This window comes from Paraburkholderia diazotrophica (assembly GCF_900108945.1).
Classification (GTDB): Bacteria; Pseudomonadota; Gammaproteobacteria; order Burkholderiales; family Burkholderiaceae; genus Paraburkholderia; species Paraburkholderia diazotrophica.
Window position 1 is genome coordinate 106,564 of sequence record NZ_FNYE01000001.1, and the last position, 16,126, is coordinate 122,689.

The window sequence follows — 16,126 nt, forward strand, 5'->3', positions numbered from 1 at the left end:
GCTTCATTACACGAGACCACGATGCTCTTCGTCCGCCCTGGCCGCCTGGCCGATCTCGACGCCTTGCAACAGATGGCGCGCAACGCGCAGCCCGTGCTGCACTCGCTGCCGCACGACCGACGCGCGCTGGAGGCGCGCGTCGCGTTGTCGGAGGACTCGTTTCGCGCGGAAGTCGATTTTCCGGGCGAGGAGTTCTATCTCTTCGTGCTGGAGGACAGCGAGACGGGCAAGCTGCACGGCACGGCGAGCATCGTCGCGGCAGCCGGCTACTCGGAGCCGTTCTACGTGTTCCGCAACGACGCCCTCATTCATGCGTCGCGCGAGCTGCACGTGAACCGCAAGATCCACGCGCTGACGATGTCGCATGAACTGACGGGCAAGAGCCGTCTCGCCGGCTTCTACATCGACCCCGCGATGCGCGGCGATGCCGCCGCTCACCTGATGTCGCGCGCGCGCATGATGTACATCGCCGCGAACCGCAAACGCTTTACGTCCGAGGTCTTCTCGCTGCTGCTCGGCGTGACGGACGACGCGGGCGTGTCGCCGTTCTGGGAAGCCGTCGGCCGCAAGTTCTTCGGCCGCAATTTCGCGGATATCGAAGTGCAGTCGGGCGGACGCAGCAGCACGTTCATCGCGGAAGTGATGCCGAGCTATCCGATCTATGTACCGCTGTTGCCCGAAGCCGCGCAGCGCGTGCTCGGCGAGCCCGACGAAAAGGCACTGCTCGCCTACGACATCCACATGGAAGAGGGCTTCGAGACGGACCGCTATGTCGATATCTTCGATGCGGGCCCAGTGCTCACCGCACAGGTCGATCGCAGCACATGCGTGGCGCGCAACGAGACGCGCACGGTGCGCGAGGCATCGGCGCAACAGGGCGCAACGTATCTGATCGCGAGCAACAGGCCCGGCGAATTCCGCTGCGTGCTCGCCGATCTGCCCGCGCAGAAGGACGATGGCGCGCCGCTGCCGGTTGCCGCACGTCATGTGCTCGGCGTGCAGGACGGCGAGGCCGTGCGCTGCGTGCCGCTGCATCAGCAGGAACAGAAACAGACTACGGGAGAAGCACAATGATCGTCGTTCGCGTCGTGCAGACGGGCGATGTGGATGCGCTCGTCGCGCTCGCTCAGGAGACGGGGCCCGGTCTCACGACCTTCAAGCCGGACCGCGATGCACTCGCCGCGCGCATCGCGCGCGCGCGCCGCACGATCGAGGACAAGGCCGCATCGCACGAGAAAGGCTACTTCTTCGTGATGGAAGATTCGCAGACGAAGGACATTGCCGGTGTCTGCGGAATCGAAACGGCCGTGGGACTCGAGCAGCCGTTCTACAACTATCGCGTGAGCACGGTCGTGCACGCGTCGCAGGATCTCGGCATCTGGACGCGCATGCGCGCGCTCAACATCTCGCACGACCTGACGGGTTACGCGGAAGTGTGCTCGCTGTTCCTGAGCCCGCGTTATCGCGCGCACGGCGTCGGCGGCTTGCTGTCGCGCTCGCGCTTCATGTTCATCGCGCAGTTCCGCGACCGCTTCCCGCAGCGTATCTGTGCGGAGCTGCGCGGCCATTTCGATGCGGACGGCACGTCCCCGTTCTGGCGAGCGGTCGGCTCGCACTTCTACCAGATCGACTTCAACGCAGCGGACTATCTCAGCTCGCATGGCCGCAAGTCGTTCCTCGCTGAACTGATGCCGCGCTTCCCCGTGTATGTCGAGCTGCTGCCCGAGAACGCGCAGCAGGCGATCGGCCTCACGCACAGCGATACGCTGCCCGCGCGCAAGATGCTCGAAGCGGAAGGGCTGCGATACGAGAATCACGTCGATATCTTCGATGCGGGCCCCGTGCTCGAATGCCATGTCGCCGACTTGAGGACGGTGCGCGAGAGCATCGTCGTGCCCGTCGAAATCTCCGCAGTTCGAGCGCAGGAAGACGCCGCGCCCGAAAGCGGCCCGCGTTCGCTCGTATCGAACACGTCGCTTGCAGATTTCCGCACGGGCGTGGCGGCGGGCGTCGTCGAGGATGGCGTGTTCCGTCTGTCGGCGCACGAGGCGGAGGCATTGAACGTGAAGGCAGGCGAGCCCGTGCGCGTGCTGCCGCTGAAACGCAAATGAGCGTAGGTAAGTGAGAGAGAAACAAGGACTGACATGAGCGAGCTTTTCATCGACGGCGAATGGATCGCCGGCACAGGACACGCATTCGCATCGCGCAACCCCGGCACGGGCGCGACGGTGTGGGAAGGCAATAGCGCATCGGCCGACGATGTCGATCGCGCCGTGATGAGCGCGCGCCGTGCGTTCGCGGTGTGGTCGGCCGTGAGCCTGGACGAGCGCATCGCCATCGTGCGCCGCTTCGCTGCACTGATCAACGAACGCAAGGAAGCGATCGCCGAGGCGATCGGCCGCGAAACGGGCAAGCCGCTGTGGGAAGCGCGCACGGAAGCCGCGTCGATGGCGGCGAAGGTCGAGATCTCGATTCAGTCGTACAACGAGCGCACAGGCGAACGGCGTGCCGCGATGGCGGACGGCACGGCTGTGCTGCGTCATCGTCCGCATGGCGTCGTCGCCGTGTTCGGCCCGTACAACTTTCCGGGGCATCTGCCGAACGGGCATATCGTGCCCGCGCTGATTGCGGGCAATGCCGTCGTGTTCAAGCCTTCGGAACTCGCGCCGGGCGTCGCGCGCGTCACTGTCGAAGTGTGGCGCGACGCGGGTCTGCCCGCTGGCGTGCTGAACCTCGTGCAAGGCGAGAAGGACACGGGCATTGCGCTTGCGAATCATCGGCAGATCGACGGCCTCTTCTTCACGGGCAGCTCGGATACGGGCACGCTGCTGCACAAGCAGTTCGGCGGCCGGCCTGAGATCGTGCTTGCGCTGGAGATGGGCGGCAACAACCCGCTCGTCGTCGCGCCCGTCGCGGATATCGACGCCGCCGTGCATCACACGATTCAATCGGCGTTCCTGTCGGCCGGGCAGCGCTGCACGTGCGCGCGCCGCATCTTCGTGCCGAACGATGCGTTCGGCGACAGCTTCATCGACCGCCTTGTGGACGTGACGTCGCGCATCGCGGTCGGCGAATACAACGCGGATCCGCAGCCGTACATGGGCGCCGTGATTTCGGCGCGCGCGGCGGCGCGTCTCGTCGAAGCGCAGGCGCGCCTGATCGCCGACGGCGCGAAGCCGCTCCTGAAGATGGCGCAGCGCGATCCGAAGCTCGGCTTCGTGAAGCCCGCGATTCTCGACGTGACGAACGTGCAAAGCCTGCCTGACGAGGAGCACTTCGGTCCGCTTGCGCAGATCATTCGCTACGGTTCGTTCGACGAAGCGATCACGGGCGCGAACGATACCGGGTTCGGTCTGTCGGCAGGCCTGCTCGCCGACGACGAAGCGCTGTGGATGCACTTTCAGCGTACGATCCGCGCCGGCATCGTGAACTGGAACCGGCCGACCAATGGTGCATCGTCGGCGGCGCCATTCGGCGGCACGGGGCGCTCGGGCAACAACCGGCCGAGCGCGTATTACGCGGCCGATTACTGCGCGTACCCGATGGCGTCAGTCGAAAGCGCGCAACTGCAAATGCCCGCGAGCGTGTCGCCGGGTCTTCATTTCTAAGGATCGACGATGCAAGCCACTGAAGCGAATTTCGACGGACTCGTCGGACCGACCCACAACTATGCGGGGTTGTCGTTCGGCAACGTCGCGTCGCAGACCAACGAGAAGTCCGTTGCGAACCCGAAGGCCGCTGCGAAGCAGGGCCTGCGCAAGATGAAGCAGCTCGCGGACCTTGGTTTCAATCAGGGCGTGTTGCCGCCGCAGGAGCGGCCGTCGATGCGCCTGTTGCGCGAGCTGGGTTTCTCCGGCGATGAAGCGAGCGTGATCGCGCGCGTCGCGAAGAATGCACCCGAATTGCTCGCGGCGGCGAGTTCCGCATCGGCGATGTGGACGGCGAACGCCGCGACCGTCAGCCCGTCCGCGGATACGCACGATGGCCGCGTGCACTTCACGCCCGCGAACCTGACGAGCAAGCTGCATCGCGCGATCGAACACGAATCGACGCGCCGTACGCTGCGCGCGATCTTCGCGGACCCGTCGCGCTTCGTCGTGCACGAAGCGTTGCCCGGCACGCCCGCGCTCGGCGACGAAGGCGCGGCGAACCACACGCGTTTTTGCGCGCAGTACGGCGCGAAGGGCGTCGAATTCTTCGTCTACGGCCGCAGCGAGTATCGCCGCGGACCGGAGCCGAAGCGTTACCCTGCGCGTCAGACGTTCGAGGCGAGCCGTGCTGTCGCGCATCGTCATGGCCTTTCCGACGATGCAACGGTGTACGCGCAACAGACGCCCGATGTGATCGACGCGGGCGTGTTCCACAACGACGTGATCGCGGTGGGCAATGCGCGCACGCTGTTCTGTCATCAGCTGGCGTTCGTCGATCACCAGGCCGTGTACGACGAACTGCGCGCGAAGCTGTCGAAGCTCAACGGCGAGTTCAATGTGATCGAAGTGCCAGACGCGCAGGTGAGCGTGGCCGATGCCGTGACGTCGTATCTGTTCAACAGCCAGTTGCTGTTGCGCGGTGACGGCCGCCAGGTGCTGGTGGTGCCGCAGGAGTGCCGCGAGAATCCGCGCGTTGCGGCGTATCTCGACGAGCTTGCATCGGGCAAGGCGCCCATCGATGATGTGCTTGTTTTCGATCTACGCGAGAGCATGAAGAACGGCGGCGGGCCCGCGTGCCTGCGTCTGCGTGTGGTGCTCAACGATGCCGAGCGTGGCGCGGTGGCGCCGGGCGTGTGGATCGACGATAGTCTCTTCACGCGGCTCGATGCCTGGATCGAGAAGCACTATCGCGACCGCCTCGCGCCGCTGGATCTGGCCGATCCGCAGTTGCTCGCGGAGTCGCGCACTGCACTCGACGAACTGACGCAGATTCTGGGTTTGGGATCGCTGTATGACTTCCAGCGCTGATACGGCCGTGCCGGCGATGCTCGACGATTTTCTCGCGTTCACGCTCGCGGGCGCGCATCCTGCCGACGATGCGCGCGCCGGCGTGTGCGTGAACGGCGTGCAATGGTCGTGGATCGACGACGGCGTGCTGCAGTTCGAGCCCGCTGCGTCATCGGGCGGCGACGTGCATAGCGTGCTTGCGTCCGCTGGCATTCATGGCGACGAGACGGCGCCCATCGAGTTGCTGTCGTTTCTGGTCCGCGACATTGCGCACGGACGCGTTGCGCTCGCGTGCCGGCTGCTCGTGATCCTCGGCAATGTGCAAGCGATGCGCGAGTCGTGCCGCTATATCGACGACGATCTGAACCGGCTTTTCAGCGGGCGTCATGCGCAGTTGCCCGAGAGTCACGAGGCGCCGCGTGCTGCCGCGCTCGAGCGCATCGCGATGCGCTTTTTCGCCGATGCATCGGATGCGCCCGGTGCGCGCTGGCACATCGACATGCACACGGCGATTCGCGCGTCTGTGTTCGAACAGTTTGCGTTGTTGCCGCATACGGGCGCGCCGTTGTCGCGTTCGATGTTCGAGTGGCTGCGCGATGCGCGTATCGCGGCTGTGCTGCTGCATACGACGAAGGGCAACACATACTCGCATTTCACGGCCGAGTCGTGTGGCGCGGATGCCTGTACGTTGGAGCTCGGGAAGGTAAGGCCCTTTGGGCAAAACGACTTGTCGCGGTTTGCCGGCGCGGATCATGCCGTGCGACAGCTCATCGCCGGTGAGGCGGGGGATGCTTCGCTTGCGTTGCCGCGCGTGTTTACTGTGATCGATCAGATCACCAAGCAAAGCGATGCGTTTGAGTTGCTGCTCGCAAAGGATGTGGCCAACTTCACCGCGTTCGGGCGCGATACGGTGCTCGCGCGGGATGGCGATTATCGGTATGTCGTGCGGCATGACGAAGAGCGGATCGTGTTTCCTAACGCGACCGTCAAGCCTGGGTTGAGGGCGGGGTTGCTGGTCGTTGAGACTACCGATGAGACTCATTCGGTGTTGATGTAGGTTTTTTGTCTGCGACGGCTTGGGTTTTTATGGCTTGCTGCTGGCATCCGCGTTAGCGGTCGTTTGCTTTGCCCTTGTCGCGGGCATCCGCGATGCGCCTCGCGGCGCGGGCGTTGCCCCTGTGCGGGGCGGCACCTACTTTTCTTTGCCGCCGCAAAGAAAAGTAGGCAAAAGAAAGCGGGCTCACACCGCCAGTGCTTGACCAATACCCACGGGCTCTCAACGTCCCCATCCTTCATGCGGCAGCGTGCTGCCGTGCATTCGTTGCCAGCGCACTACCCAAGCGCCTCACCTGCCTCGCGCACCTGCATTGCGGCTCGCGACATCGAAGATCTTCGGCCCCTTTGCGGCAAACTGTGTGTAGGCATTCGCGCCGCACAGGACACCCTCGCTACGCGATGCGGCGACAAGTGCGTTGCCCTGTACGACACAGCAACCTCATTCACTACCGACATGCGGCGCTGAAACGTTCGATATCTTCGTCGTGCCACACGTGCATGAAGCGGGTGAGGCGTTTAGCGAGCACATTGGCAACGAACACAAGCCAGCAAACTGCCGTGCGAACTATGGGGACGTTGAGAGCCCGTGGGTAAAGGTCAAGCATTGGCGGTGTGAGCCCGCTTTCTTTGCTTACTTTCTTTGCGGCGGCAAAGAAAGTGAGTGCCGCCCCGCACAGGGGCAACGCCCGCGCCGCGAGGCGCATCGCGGATGCCCGCGAAGGGCAAAGCGAACGAACGTATTCGCGCATGCCAGCGACAAAGGCAAAAAAACCCAACAGCGTCGCAGACAAAAACCCATCGACCAACACCAATCCCATTGCCCCTTTCCGACAAGAACTTGCGAATTCACGCGCAGCAGGAACCATCGAGACAAGAATCAAAACCGACACTGCCGCGCGCGGCGAACAAGGAAGACCCTGTAAAATCCACCGCCTCGTGCGGCGCCTTGTGCGCCGCATCAACCCCCGCGCATGCGCTTGAACCGCATTTTTGGCGTTGCAATGATCGCTCGCACGCCCAACGCGGGGCGTACCGCATACCCGCATTCTTGAGGAAAGCATCGATGAAAATGAGTTGGCAAAAGATGGCCGCGCTCGCCGCATTCGCGGGCGCGATGATGGCAGTGAACGCAACGGCCGCCGAGATCAAGGAACTCCGTTTCGGCGTGGAGGCGTCGTATGCGCCGTTCGAATCGAAGTCGCCGGCCGGCGAACTGCAAGGCTTCGATATCGACATCGGCAACGCCGTCTGCGCCAGGCTCAAGACGAAGTGCGTGTGGGTCGAGAACGCGTTCGACGGCCTGATCCCTGCGCTCCAGGCCCGCAAGTTCAACGCGATCAACTCGGATATGTCGATCACCGACCAGCGTCGCGCCGCCATCGACTTCACCGATCCCATCTACGTGATCCCCAACCAGATGATCGCGAAGAAGGGCAGCGGCCTGCTGCCGACGGCCGCATCGCTGAAGGGCAAGCACGTCGGCGTGCTGCAAGGCACGATCCAGGAAACCTACGCGAAGGCCAAATGGGCGCCCGCCGGCGTCGACGTGATTCCGTATCAGACGCAAGACCAGGTGTACGCCGACCTCGTCGCGGGCCGCCTCGATGCTTCGTTCCAGGACGCGGAAGCGGCCTCGAAGGGTTTCCTCAAGAAGCCGCAGGGCGCAGGCTTCGAATTCGCGGGTCCGCCCGTTTCGGACGAAAAGCTGCTCGGCTCGGGCGTCGGCTTCGGCATCCGCAAGGGAGACGCCGCGCTGAAGGACGCCGTCAACCAGGCACTGAAGGAGCTGAAGGCTGACGGCACGATCGACCGCCTCGCCGCCAAATACTTCGACGTGAAGGTCGTGCTCAGGTAATACGCGCGTCATCGGCTGCGGATAAGCTCGCCGACGTTGTTCGACTACGGCCGCTTCGAGCGGCCGTTTTGTTTTTTTGCCCTTGTTTCAGGGTCTTTTTCACGCAGCCGTGCTCCCGGGCCATCGTGGCTGAGCTAAAATCGGCGAGCGGGGAAAGGGGCTCGATGCGCCGCGCTCGGGAAGCGGGCGCCTCGAAGCCTGAAGAACAACACTGAACACGATGAGAGTACGAAGCGTCACGCTTCGCCGCAATCACTTGCATGGGACCAGCAGGCATGGACAGGAGCACACGCTAAAGCGCCCACTCCCATCGCGCGCCACGTCTGGTCGACAGGGGACCGCAATGACCACCACCGCAGTCGCTGAGGAACGCCAGGCCGAGGGCGTTCCCGGCATCGCGCAGGACCAGCGGGCAAACGTTTCCTTTGCTCGTCAGCCTGTTCTGAATCGCGACAACATGTTGTGCGCGTTCGAACTCAAGGTGTACCAGCCGCCCGTCGCGAAAGCGAGCGAAGAGCCGGCAGCGGCAGATGAGCCGTCATCGAAGGCCCAAGGCAGCGCAACGGAAGCCATCATCCACGCGGTTTTGCAGGCCGATGTGCGCGCCGCGCTCGCCGGTCATCCGGGCTATTTGCAGGTCACGCGTGAACTGCTGTTCGACGACGCGCTTCGCCAGATTCCCGCCGGGCGATTCATGTTCGAGTTGCCGCCCGAAATCGGAGCCGACGATCAACTGATCGCGCGCATCGTCGAGCTGCATGGCCGCCGCTATCGCTTCGTGCTCGACAACGTCGCGCAGGCCGACGAAACGTTTGCGCGTCTTCTGCCGTATGCGGATGCCGTGAAGATCGACGTGAACCGCATCCCGCAGGCGATGTTGCCGAAGTTCGCAAGCGTGCTGAAGTCGGCGGGCAAGCTGCTGATCGCGGTGGGCGTCGAGTCGCAAGCCGCGTTCGAGCAGGCCTTCAATCTCGGCTTCGACCACTTCCAGGGCTATTACTTCGCGCATCCGCAGGGCGCTGACGCGCGCAAGGTCAGTGCGCCGCGTCATGCGCTGCTGAACCTGCTGCAACTGCTCGGCGGCGAGCCGACGGTCGCGCAACTCGAAGCGGAACTGAAGCTGAACCCCGTGCTCGTGATGCACCTGATGCGCCTCGCGAACTCGAGCGGCCTCGCGATGGGGCGCAAGGTCACGACCCTGCGCGAGGCGATCAACGCGACGGGCACCAACCGCATCGCGCGCTGGACGCAACTGCTGTTGTACGCGGACGGCCGCAAGGTCGCGCTCGAAGACGATCCGCTGCTGCAACTCGCCGCCACGCGCGCGCGCTTCATGGAACTGGCCATCGAGCGCCTGCCCGAGGCGGGCCGCCACGAAACCGATGCGGCGTTCCTCACGGGCGTGTTCTCGTTTGTCGATTCGGTGTTCGGCGGCTCGCTCGAACATACGCTGAACGTGCTCGCGCTGTCGAAGCCGATCCGCGACGCGATTCTCCAGCGCGAAGGCGTGCTCGGCGCGTTGCTGACCGTGATCGAAGCGCTGGAGCGCGGCGCGTGGACCGACATCGAAAACGGCTGTGTTCGGCTCGAAGGCCTGCAGGTGCGCGACGTCGCGCAAATGGGCCTGGTCGCGGCCGCATGGGCGGGTATCGCCGATCGCAGCGCGGAAGCGGCGGGGCTCGAGCGGATCGACGATTGAAGAAGCCGCGCGGCTCGAACGCATGAGCCGCGCAGATCGATGGCAGAACGCGCGCGTCTGATCTCGGCCGGAGCCCGTCAGCGCGCTCTTCCAGATTACTTCACAGCGTTTCCACTTCGCTCACCGGCGCGTGCGCGAAGAACCGTCCCAGTTCTCGCGCGAGGTCGTTGAGCGCGGCCATTTCCCGCTGCGAGATGCGGCGCGGCATATCGTGACGTGCCCAGTCGCCGTAGAGCAGGGCCACCGTCGATTTGTTCTCCAACACTACGGGCAGCAATACGAACGAATGCACGTCGTCGAATGCGCGGCGATACCAGCCGGGCAAGCGCGCGTGCATCTTCGGATCGCGCGCGTTCTCGATGAAGATGCCGACCGAGTTCGCGATCGCGAGATGAAACACGTCGGGCTCGAACGCCGTCGCGAAGCTGAGCTCGGGCAACGCGCCTCCGATCTTCGCGCCGAAGCCCATCGTCGCCCTGAAGATGCCGCTGCCCTGACGCACGAACACGACGGTGCGTTCGAAGTTCAGCCCGGCAAGCACGGTCTCCGATGCCATCGCGAGCGCGGGCGCAAGTCCGCTGTCGCCCGGCAACGCCTGTAGCTCGCCGACGCCCGCAAGAATGCACGATTCGGGGTCGAGCGACTCGCGCGCAATCGCATCGGCGTTCGCGCGCAATTCGAAGATCTCGCGCATCACGCCGTCGCGGGTCTCTTCTTCGGCGAGCGTCAGGCTCATGTCGACGAGCACTTCGGGGTCGGTGCCGAGCGTGCGGCTGTAGCGCTGCGCAAGTTCGGCGATGCGCACGTCGCGTTGCGACTCGGGCAGATGCGTCTGCGTGAGCACGTTTGCGACTTCCGTCGAATAGTTCGTGATCGCGCGCAGCCATTGCGCCTGGCGTGGTTCGTCGTGCTGCTGCGGATCGAACTCGGTCATGCCGACGCAGATCATGTCCGGCAGGCGCCAGCGCGTCGCCGCTTCGAGTCCGATCTCCTGGAACGTCACGCCGAGCACGCTTTCACACGCTTCGTTTTCGCCCATGCCCGTATCGATCTGGCGGCGAATCTGATCCCACTCGGCATCGAGATAGAACACCACGAGCAGCTTGCCGACCTGGCGCATCAGCGTGCACACGACGGCCTCTTCGCCCTGGCGCAGATCGCCGCGTTCGGTGATCTTGCGCGCGACGCAGCCCGAGAGCATCGTGCGATTCAGTTCGAGCTTCGCGTCGATGCGGCGCGGCGCGCTGTGATGAAAGTGATCGACGATTTTCAGGCCGACGACGAGATGGCCGACGGCGTCCATGCCGAGCACCATCAGCGCGCGTGAGACGGTCGTGATGTTGCCGCCGAACGCCATGTACATCGCCGAGTTCGCGAGACGCAGCACTTTCTGCGTCAACGCGAAGTCGGAGAGCACGATCTGCACGAGTGCGCTGAAGTCGAGGTCGTCGCTGTTCATCGCGGCCATCGTCGTGCGGAGCGACTGCTGCAGCATCGGAAAATCGCCGCGCTCGTTCATGCGAGCCCAGAGCCGTTCAAGCAGCGCAGCCTTTAGCATGAGAATCCCGCGAAAGCCATACAAGTTCCAGTTAGCGGCACGCGCAAGCGTGGCCGATGCACAGTGCGAACACGCGTCGTCTCAGTCACGCTTCACCATGCACGTGTAGCGCGCGCGATTCGAAGCGCTGTGCGAGTTCTTCCGACGGCAGTGCCTTGCAGACGAGCCAGCCCTGAATGTGATCGCAGCCCATCTCGGTGAGCAGATTGCGCTGTTCTTCCGTCTCGACACCTTCGGCGACGAGTTCGAGATCGAGCGTCTGCGCAAGGCCCACGACAGCGCTGACGATGGCCTGATCGTTGCGCGAGGTTAGCAGGTTCTCCACAAAGCTGCGGTCGATTTTCAGTTTGGCCAGCGGAAAGCGTTGCAGATACGCAAGGCTCGAATAGCCGGTGCCGAAGTCGTCGACGGCGAAGCGGATGCCGAGGCCCGTCAGTTCTTCGAGCAACGTCGTCGCGTGCTGCGGGTCGTGCATCAGCAGGCTTTCCGTGATCTCGAACACGAGCCGGCGCGGATCGATGCCCGTCAGCGCGATCGCCTCGCGCACGCTCTCCTTGAAGCGCGGATCGCGGAACTGTTGCGGCGACACGTTGACGGCGACGTATTGCAGCCGGATGCCTTGCGCGTCCCAGCGGATCAGCTGCATGCACGCGGCCTTCAACACCCAGTTGCCGAGGTAGTTGATCAGGCCGACCGATTCGGCGAGCGGAATGAACATCGACGGCGGCACGAGTCCGTGCACGGGATGCTGCCAGCGGATCAGCGCTTCGACGCCGACGACGCCGCGCGTCTGGCTGCTCGTGATCGGCTGGAAGTGCAGCGAGAACTCGCCGTTGCGCACGCCGTCGTACAGGTCCGATTCGAGCTTGAGACGCTCGGCGTCGGCGGGGCTGTCGTCGGGCACGTAGAAGGCGAGCGTGTTGCCGCCCGCCGCCTTCGCGCGCAGCAATGCATGATCGGCCCAGCGCAACAGCTGGCTGTCGCGCGGCGACGCGTCGGACGAGTCGGGCGTGCGCTGCATGTCGAGAATGTGCTGCACGTCGGACATGTGCTGCGCGTCGGGATAGAGCGCGATGCCGACGCTCGCCGACAGATGCACGGGCTGACGGTTGAATGTGTACGGCTGCTGGATTGCCGTCAACAGACGCCGCGCTAGCGCTTCGGCGGCGATCGCGGCATCGGCGCGTGCATGCACGGGCGGCAGCAGAATCGCGAATTCGTCGCTGGAAATGCGCGCGATCACTTCGCCTTGTGTCGCCATATTGGTCAGGCGGCGCGCGGTGTCGCGCAGCATCTCGTCGCCCGCGTCGTAGCCGAGCGCGCGGTTCACGCGCTGATAGTCGTCGAGATCGAGCAGCAGCAGCGCGGCCGCCTTGCTCGTCGCAACGGCCTTTCGCTGTGCGTCGCGCATGTCCTCGATCAGCGCGGGCAAGGTCGCGAGGCCCGTCAGATGATCGTGATGCAGTTGATGCTTGAGGTTTGCTTCCGCTGCGCGCCAGCTCGATACGTCGAAGCCCGCGATCGCGTAGCCTTCGATTCCGTCGTGACAGTTGCGCGCAATGCGCAGCTCGACGGGCACGGGGTAGGTCAGCGACTTGATCAGATCGAGCGTGACCTTTTCGACGGCGCCCGTCTCGTCGGCACGGCGCAATGCGGCGTCGAGAGACGCGACATCGGCGGGGGCGACGAGCTCGTGCAGCGTGACGGTCTGCAGGTATTCGCGGTGATAGCCGATGAAGCGCAGGCTCGCTTCCGATACATACAGGAACGTGAGGTTGCGCGCCACGTGCGCGAGGAAGTCGACGGCGCCCGCAGCCTGCTCGAGGCCGGCCGCGAGGCTTTGCGCGACCGTCGTGCGCGCGGGCTGACGGCCCGCGCGGAACCGGTCGATAGCTGTGCGCAGCAAGCCCCGGCGGGCTGGGGTGATCCTGGTCGCTTCCATGTATGTCGCTGACTACCCGGGTTCGTCGTGAGGCGGGACGGCCGCGCAATACCCGCGGGACGACGGGTCCGTCGGGGCGTAAGGCCATCCATCAGAACGGGATAACGACCCCCGCGACGGAATCTTTAGCGTTCGCACATAAAAAGCGCCATAACGTGTGATAGAAGCGGCCGTCCAATGCATGCGCCGATGAATTCCGCTAAAGTCGCGGCGATCGTGCACCGTTAATGCGGCTGATGTGCCGCGTTGGCGAAGCACGCACGTTGCCCAAAGGGTGGCACGCGCCAGCCCATTCAACTCACCATGGAATTCAAGCCGCCGGGAAAAATGTCCGATCCGTCTCACGACAACGATGAAGCCCTTCGTCTCCAAACGTTTGCGCAAGCGCATGGCGAGGACGACGCGCTGCAGTCGTCGCAGTCCGCGTCGCAGTTCGTCTATGTGGGACGTCAGCCGATTCTCGACCGCAACGGCGCGTTGCATGCGTACGAACTGCTCTTTCGCGGCAGCGCGCGCAACTACGCGGAAGTCTCCGACGATGCGCAAGCGACTGCACAGGTCGTCGTGCGCACGATCGGCGGCATCGGCGTGCAGTCGATGCTCGGCACGCATCTGGGCTATGTGAACATCGGCCGCAAGCTGCTGTTCGACGACATCGTGCATCTGATGCAGCCCGAGCGCTTCGTGCTCGAAATCCTCGAAACGGTCACGTTCGATGCGCGGCTCATTGCGCGCATCGCCGAGTTGCGGCGCGCGGGCTTTCGCATTGCGCTCGACGACGTGTGCGAGCTGTCGCCGAATCTGCTCACCGTGTTGCCGCACGCGGACATCGTCAAGATTGACTTCCTGCAGACGGACCGCGCGCAGCTGCGCACGCTCGCACGGACGCTGCGCATGCACGGCAAGACGCTGATCGCCGAAAAGGTCGAAACGCGCAAGGACTTTGCGCTTGCCCGCGAGTTGGGCTTTCATCTGTTTCAAGGCTATTTCTTTGCGCGGCCACAAGTGCTGTCGACGCGCCGCAATCGTTCATCGCGCACGTCGTTGCTGCGGCTGCTTGCGCTGCTCGCGCGCGATGCGGGCATCGTCGAGCTCGAAGACGAATTGAAGCGCAATCCGAACGTCGTGATGCAACTGCTGCGCCTCGTCAATTCGAGTGCGTTCGGGCTCGGACGCAATATCTCGTCGCTGCGTGAAGCGATCATCGCGACGGGCACGCGGCAGATCGCGCGCTGGGCGCAACTGTTGCTGTACGCGGGCGGCGGCGATCTGCCGTGGCGCTCCGATCCCCTCGTGCAGCTGGCGGGCACGCGCGCGCGCTTCATGGAGCTGGCCGCGCGCTGGATACGTCCGAACGACGAAGGCTTCGCCGATGCAGCGTTTCTGACGGGCGTGTTCTCGCTGGTGCATGTGCTCGTCGATTCGACGCCCGATGAGACGCTCGATCCGCTCGACCTGTCGCCCGTCATTCGCGATGCGATCGTCCAACGCGCGGGGCCGATGGGCGTCCTGTTGCGGATCGCCGAAGCGGCGGGCGAAGCTCAGGATGCGGCCGCGATTGCAGCGATCGCGAGTTCGGCATCGCTGGCGGAATTCGCGGCGCTGACGCCCGCCGTGCTCGCCGAGTTGAACCTGTCGGCGGCAGCGTGGTTCGGCGCGCATCTCGTGGATTAAAGTCCGCATCCCGTTCGTTTCATGCATTGGCGGGCGATGGTGCGCGATGTCAGCGGACTGCAAAGTTCGTGGCCGCATCGACAGCCTTCATGCTGTGCGCCGACGTGCATTCGCCAAACGTGGTCCAATGTTGGACGGCAGGTTACGGTTGCGACGGCTCGCATGGCTGATGCGAGAGCGTCGCGCGGCGTCGCACGGGCATCGTGCGCTCAAGATTCGAGGGCTCGACATGAAGCAGAAGATTGTGCCGTTGGCGCTCGCGGCTACGCTGTGCGCGAGTTTATCGGTGTATGCGCTAACGGCTTCCGCCACGCTCAAGCCCGGCGACGACGCGCCGGACTTCACGACGCAGGCATCGCTGGGAGGCAAGACCTATCAGTACCAACTCGCCGATGCGCTCAAGAAAGGGCCCGTCGTCCTGTACTTCTATCCCGCCGCCTTCACGAAGGGCTGCACGATCGAGGCGCATGAATTCGCTGAAGCCGTCGACGAGTACAAGAAGTACGGCGCGACCGTGATCGGCGTGTCGCACGACAACATCGACACGCTGACGAAGTTCTCGGTCAGCGAATGCCGCAGCAAATTCCCCGTTGCGGCCGATCCCGATTCGAAGGTCATTAACGCGTATGACGCGGGCCTGCCGATGCATGCGTCGATGGCGAACCGCGTGTCGTATGTGATCACGCCCGACGGCAAGGTCATCTACGAATACACGAGCCTGTCGCCCGACAAGCATGTCGAAAACACGATGCAGGCGCTCAAGGAGTGGGCCGCGACCCACAAGCAGCCTTGATGATGCTTCGTTGCGCGCAGTCCGCGTCGTTCCACTTCTGATCGCCGATACGCGATGCCGATAGCCGTCGGACTGCTCGTACTGGCCGCGCTGATCTATGGCGCCGTGCAGGCGTTTCACGCGCTGTCGGCGCGATTCGGCGTGGGCGTGGCCGTCGGCGTCGCGATGCTCGTCGCGGCGCTGCTGCTCACGGCGCTTGCGTGGTGGTCGCGTCGCCGCAAGGAAGTCGCGGCCAATATCCGCGACGGCGACTGGACGCACGAACTCAAAGGCGAATGGGGCGACGTGCGGCTCGCTGCGGGCAAGCGGCTTTGCGACGTGCAGGTGAGCGGTGCGCGCGGCTCGTACATTTTCGCGGACCTTCGACACGCGCAGCCGGTGCGCGATGGCGAGCGCTGGCAGGTCAAGCTCGATGTGAAGGATGCGGCGCATCCCGAATGGCGCTTGCCGATGACGTCGGAGCGCGAGGCGCGTCAGTGGACGCGCATTTTCTTGCTGGCGATGGCGCAGAAGCTTTGAGCGGGAGAGGGCTTGTAGCGAGTATCGGAACGACTCGCTGAACGCTGGCATTCGCATGATGCTTCGCGGATGCCAGCGACCCGGCAATGCAAA

General features: G+C 64.3%; 13 protein-coding genes. 10 read left to right on the forward strand and 3 right to left on the reverse strand.

What is annotated here, in order from left to right:
• Positions 1 to 21: 21 nt before the first annotated feature.
• Genes aruF through astE form a run of 5 tightly spaced genes read left to right on the forward strand, consistent with a single transcriptional unit; the run spans position 22 to position 5,994 of the window.
• On the forward strand, positions 22 to 1,074 hold the full coding sequence (aruF, locus tag BMW76_RS00520; RefSeq protein ID WP_090861642.1) for an arginine/ornithine succinyltransferase subunit alpha: 1,053 nt from the start codon (positions 22 to 24) through the stop codon (positions 1,072 to 1,074).
• Positions 1,071 to 2,111 carry an arginine N-succinyltransferase gene (gene astA / locus BMW76_RS00525; protein ID WP_090861644.1) on the forward strand — a complete coding sequence of 347 codons (1,041 nt, stop codon included), beginning with the start codon at positions 1,071 to 1,073 and terminating at the stop codon, positions 2,109 to 2,111. Before aruF ends, astA begins: the two co-directional genes overlap by 4 nt.
• Before the next feature lie 33 nt (positions 2,112 to 2,144).
• Positions 2,145 to 3,608, forward strand: a complete 1,464-nt coding sequence (gene astD / locus BMW76_RS00530) for a succinylglutamate-semialdehyde dehydrogenase (protein ID WP_090861645.1) — start codon at positions 2,145 to 2,147, stop codon at positions 3,606 to 3,608.
• A gap of 9 nt (positions 3,609 to 3,617) precedes the next feature.
• Complete coding sequence (gene astB, locus BMW76_RS00535; RefSeq protein WP_090861647.1) at positions 3,618 to 4,958, forward strand: N-succinylarginine dihydrolase; 1,341 nt, start codon at positions 3,618 to 3,620, stop codon at positions 4,956 to 4,958.
• Positions 4,942 to 5,994 (forward strand): succinylglutamate desuccinylase, encoded by a 1,053-nt coding sequence (astE, locus tag BMW76_RS00540; protein WP_177200273.1) that lies wholly within the window; start codon positions 4,942 to 4,944, stop codon positions 5,992 to 5,994. Before astB ends, astE begins: the two co-directional genes overlap by 17 nt.
• Positions 5,995 to 6,439: 445 nt before the next feature.
• On the opposite strand, the gene BMW76_RS40090 is transcribed toward astE, so the two are convergent.
• Positions 6,440 to 6,811 (reverse strand): hypothetical protein, encoded by a 372-nt coding sequence (locus BMW76_RS40090; RefSeq protein WP_143062178.1) that lies wholly within the window; start codon positions 6,809 to 6,811, stop codon positions 6,440 to 6,442.
• 245 nt (positions 6,812 to 7,056) lie between these two features.
• Between BMW76_RS40090 and BMW76_RS00550 the strand changes: the two genes are divergently transcribed.
• A complete protein-coding gene (locus BMW76_RS00550) occupies positions 7,057 to 7,848 on the forward strand; it encodes an ABC transporter substrate-binding protein (RefSeq protein ID WP_090861651.1) in 792 nt (263 codons plus the stop codon).
• Between the two features lie 343 nt (positions 7,849 to 8,191).
• Positions 8,192 to 9,547 carry an EAL and HDOD domain-containing protein gene (locus tag BMW76_RS00555; RefSeq protein WP_090861653.1) on the forward strand — a complete coding sequence of 452 codons (1,356 nt, stop codon included), beginning with the start codon at positions 8,192 to 8,194 and terminating at the stop codon, positions 9,545 to 9,547.
• 100 nt (positions 9,548 to 9,647) lie between these two features.
• On the opposite strand, the gene BMW76_RS00560 is transcribed toward BMW76_RS00555, so the two are convergent.
• Together BMW76_RS00560 and BMW76_RS00565 are read right to left on the reverse strand one after the other, a co-directional pair.
• The gene (locus BMW76_RS00560; RefSeq protein WP_090861655.1) at positions 9,648 to 11,105 is read right to left on the reverse strand and encodes an HDOD domain-containing protein; all 1,458 of its coding nucleotides are present in this window, start codon (positions 11,103 to 11,105) and stop codon (positions 9,648 to 9,650) included.
• 85 nt (positions 11,106 to 11,190) lie between these two features.
• Entirely contained in the window at positions 11,191 to 13,047 is a 1,857-nt protein-coding gene (locus BMW76_RS00565; protein ID WP_090861657.1) for a putative bifunctional diguanylate cyclase/phosphodiesterase, read from the reverse strand.
• 327 nt (positions 13,048 to 13,374) lie between these two features.
• Between BMW76_RS00565 and BMW76_RS00570 the strand changes: the two genes are divergently transcribed.
• The 3 genes from BMW76_RS00570 (at position 13,375) to BMW76_RS00580 (ending at position 16,033) form a co-directional block, all read left to right on the forward strand.
• Entirely contained in the window at positions 13,375 to 14,721 is a 1,347-nt protein-coding gene (locus BMW76_RS00570) for an EAL and HDOD domain-containing protein (protein WP_090862460.1), read from the forward strand.
• A gap of 229 nt (positions 14,722 to 14,950) precedes the next feature.
• A complete protein-coding gene (locus tag BMW76_RS00575) occupies positions 14,951 to 15,514 on the forward strand; it encodes a peroxiredoxin (protein ID WP_090862463.1) in 564 nt (187 codons plus the stop codon).
• 54 nt (positions 15,515 to 15,568) lie between these two features.
• Positions 15,569 to 16,033 (forward strand): hypothetical protein, encoded by a 465-nt coding sequence (locus BMW76_RS00580; RefSeq protein WP_090861659.1) that lies wholly within the window; start codon positions 15,569 to 15,571, stop codon positions 16,031 to 16,033.
• Positions 16,034 to 16,126: the final 93 nt, after the last annotated feature.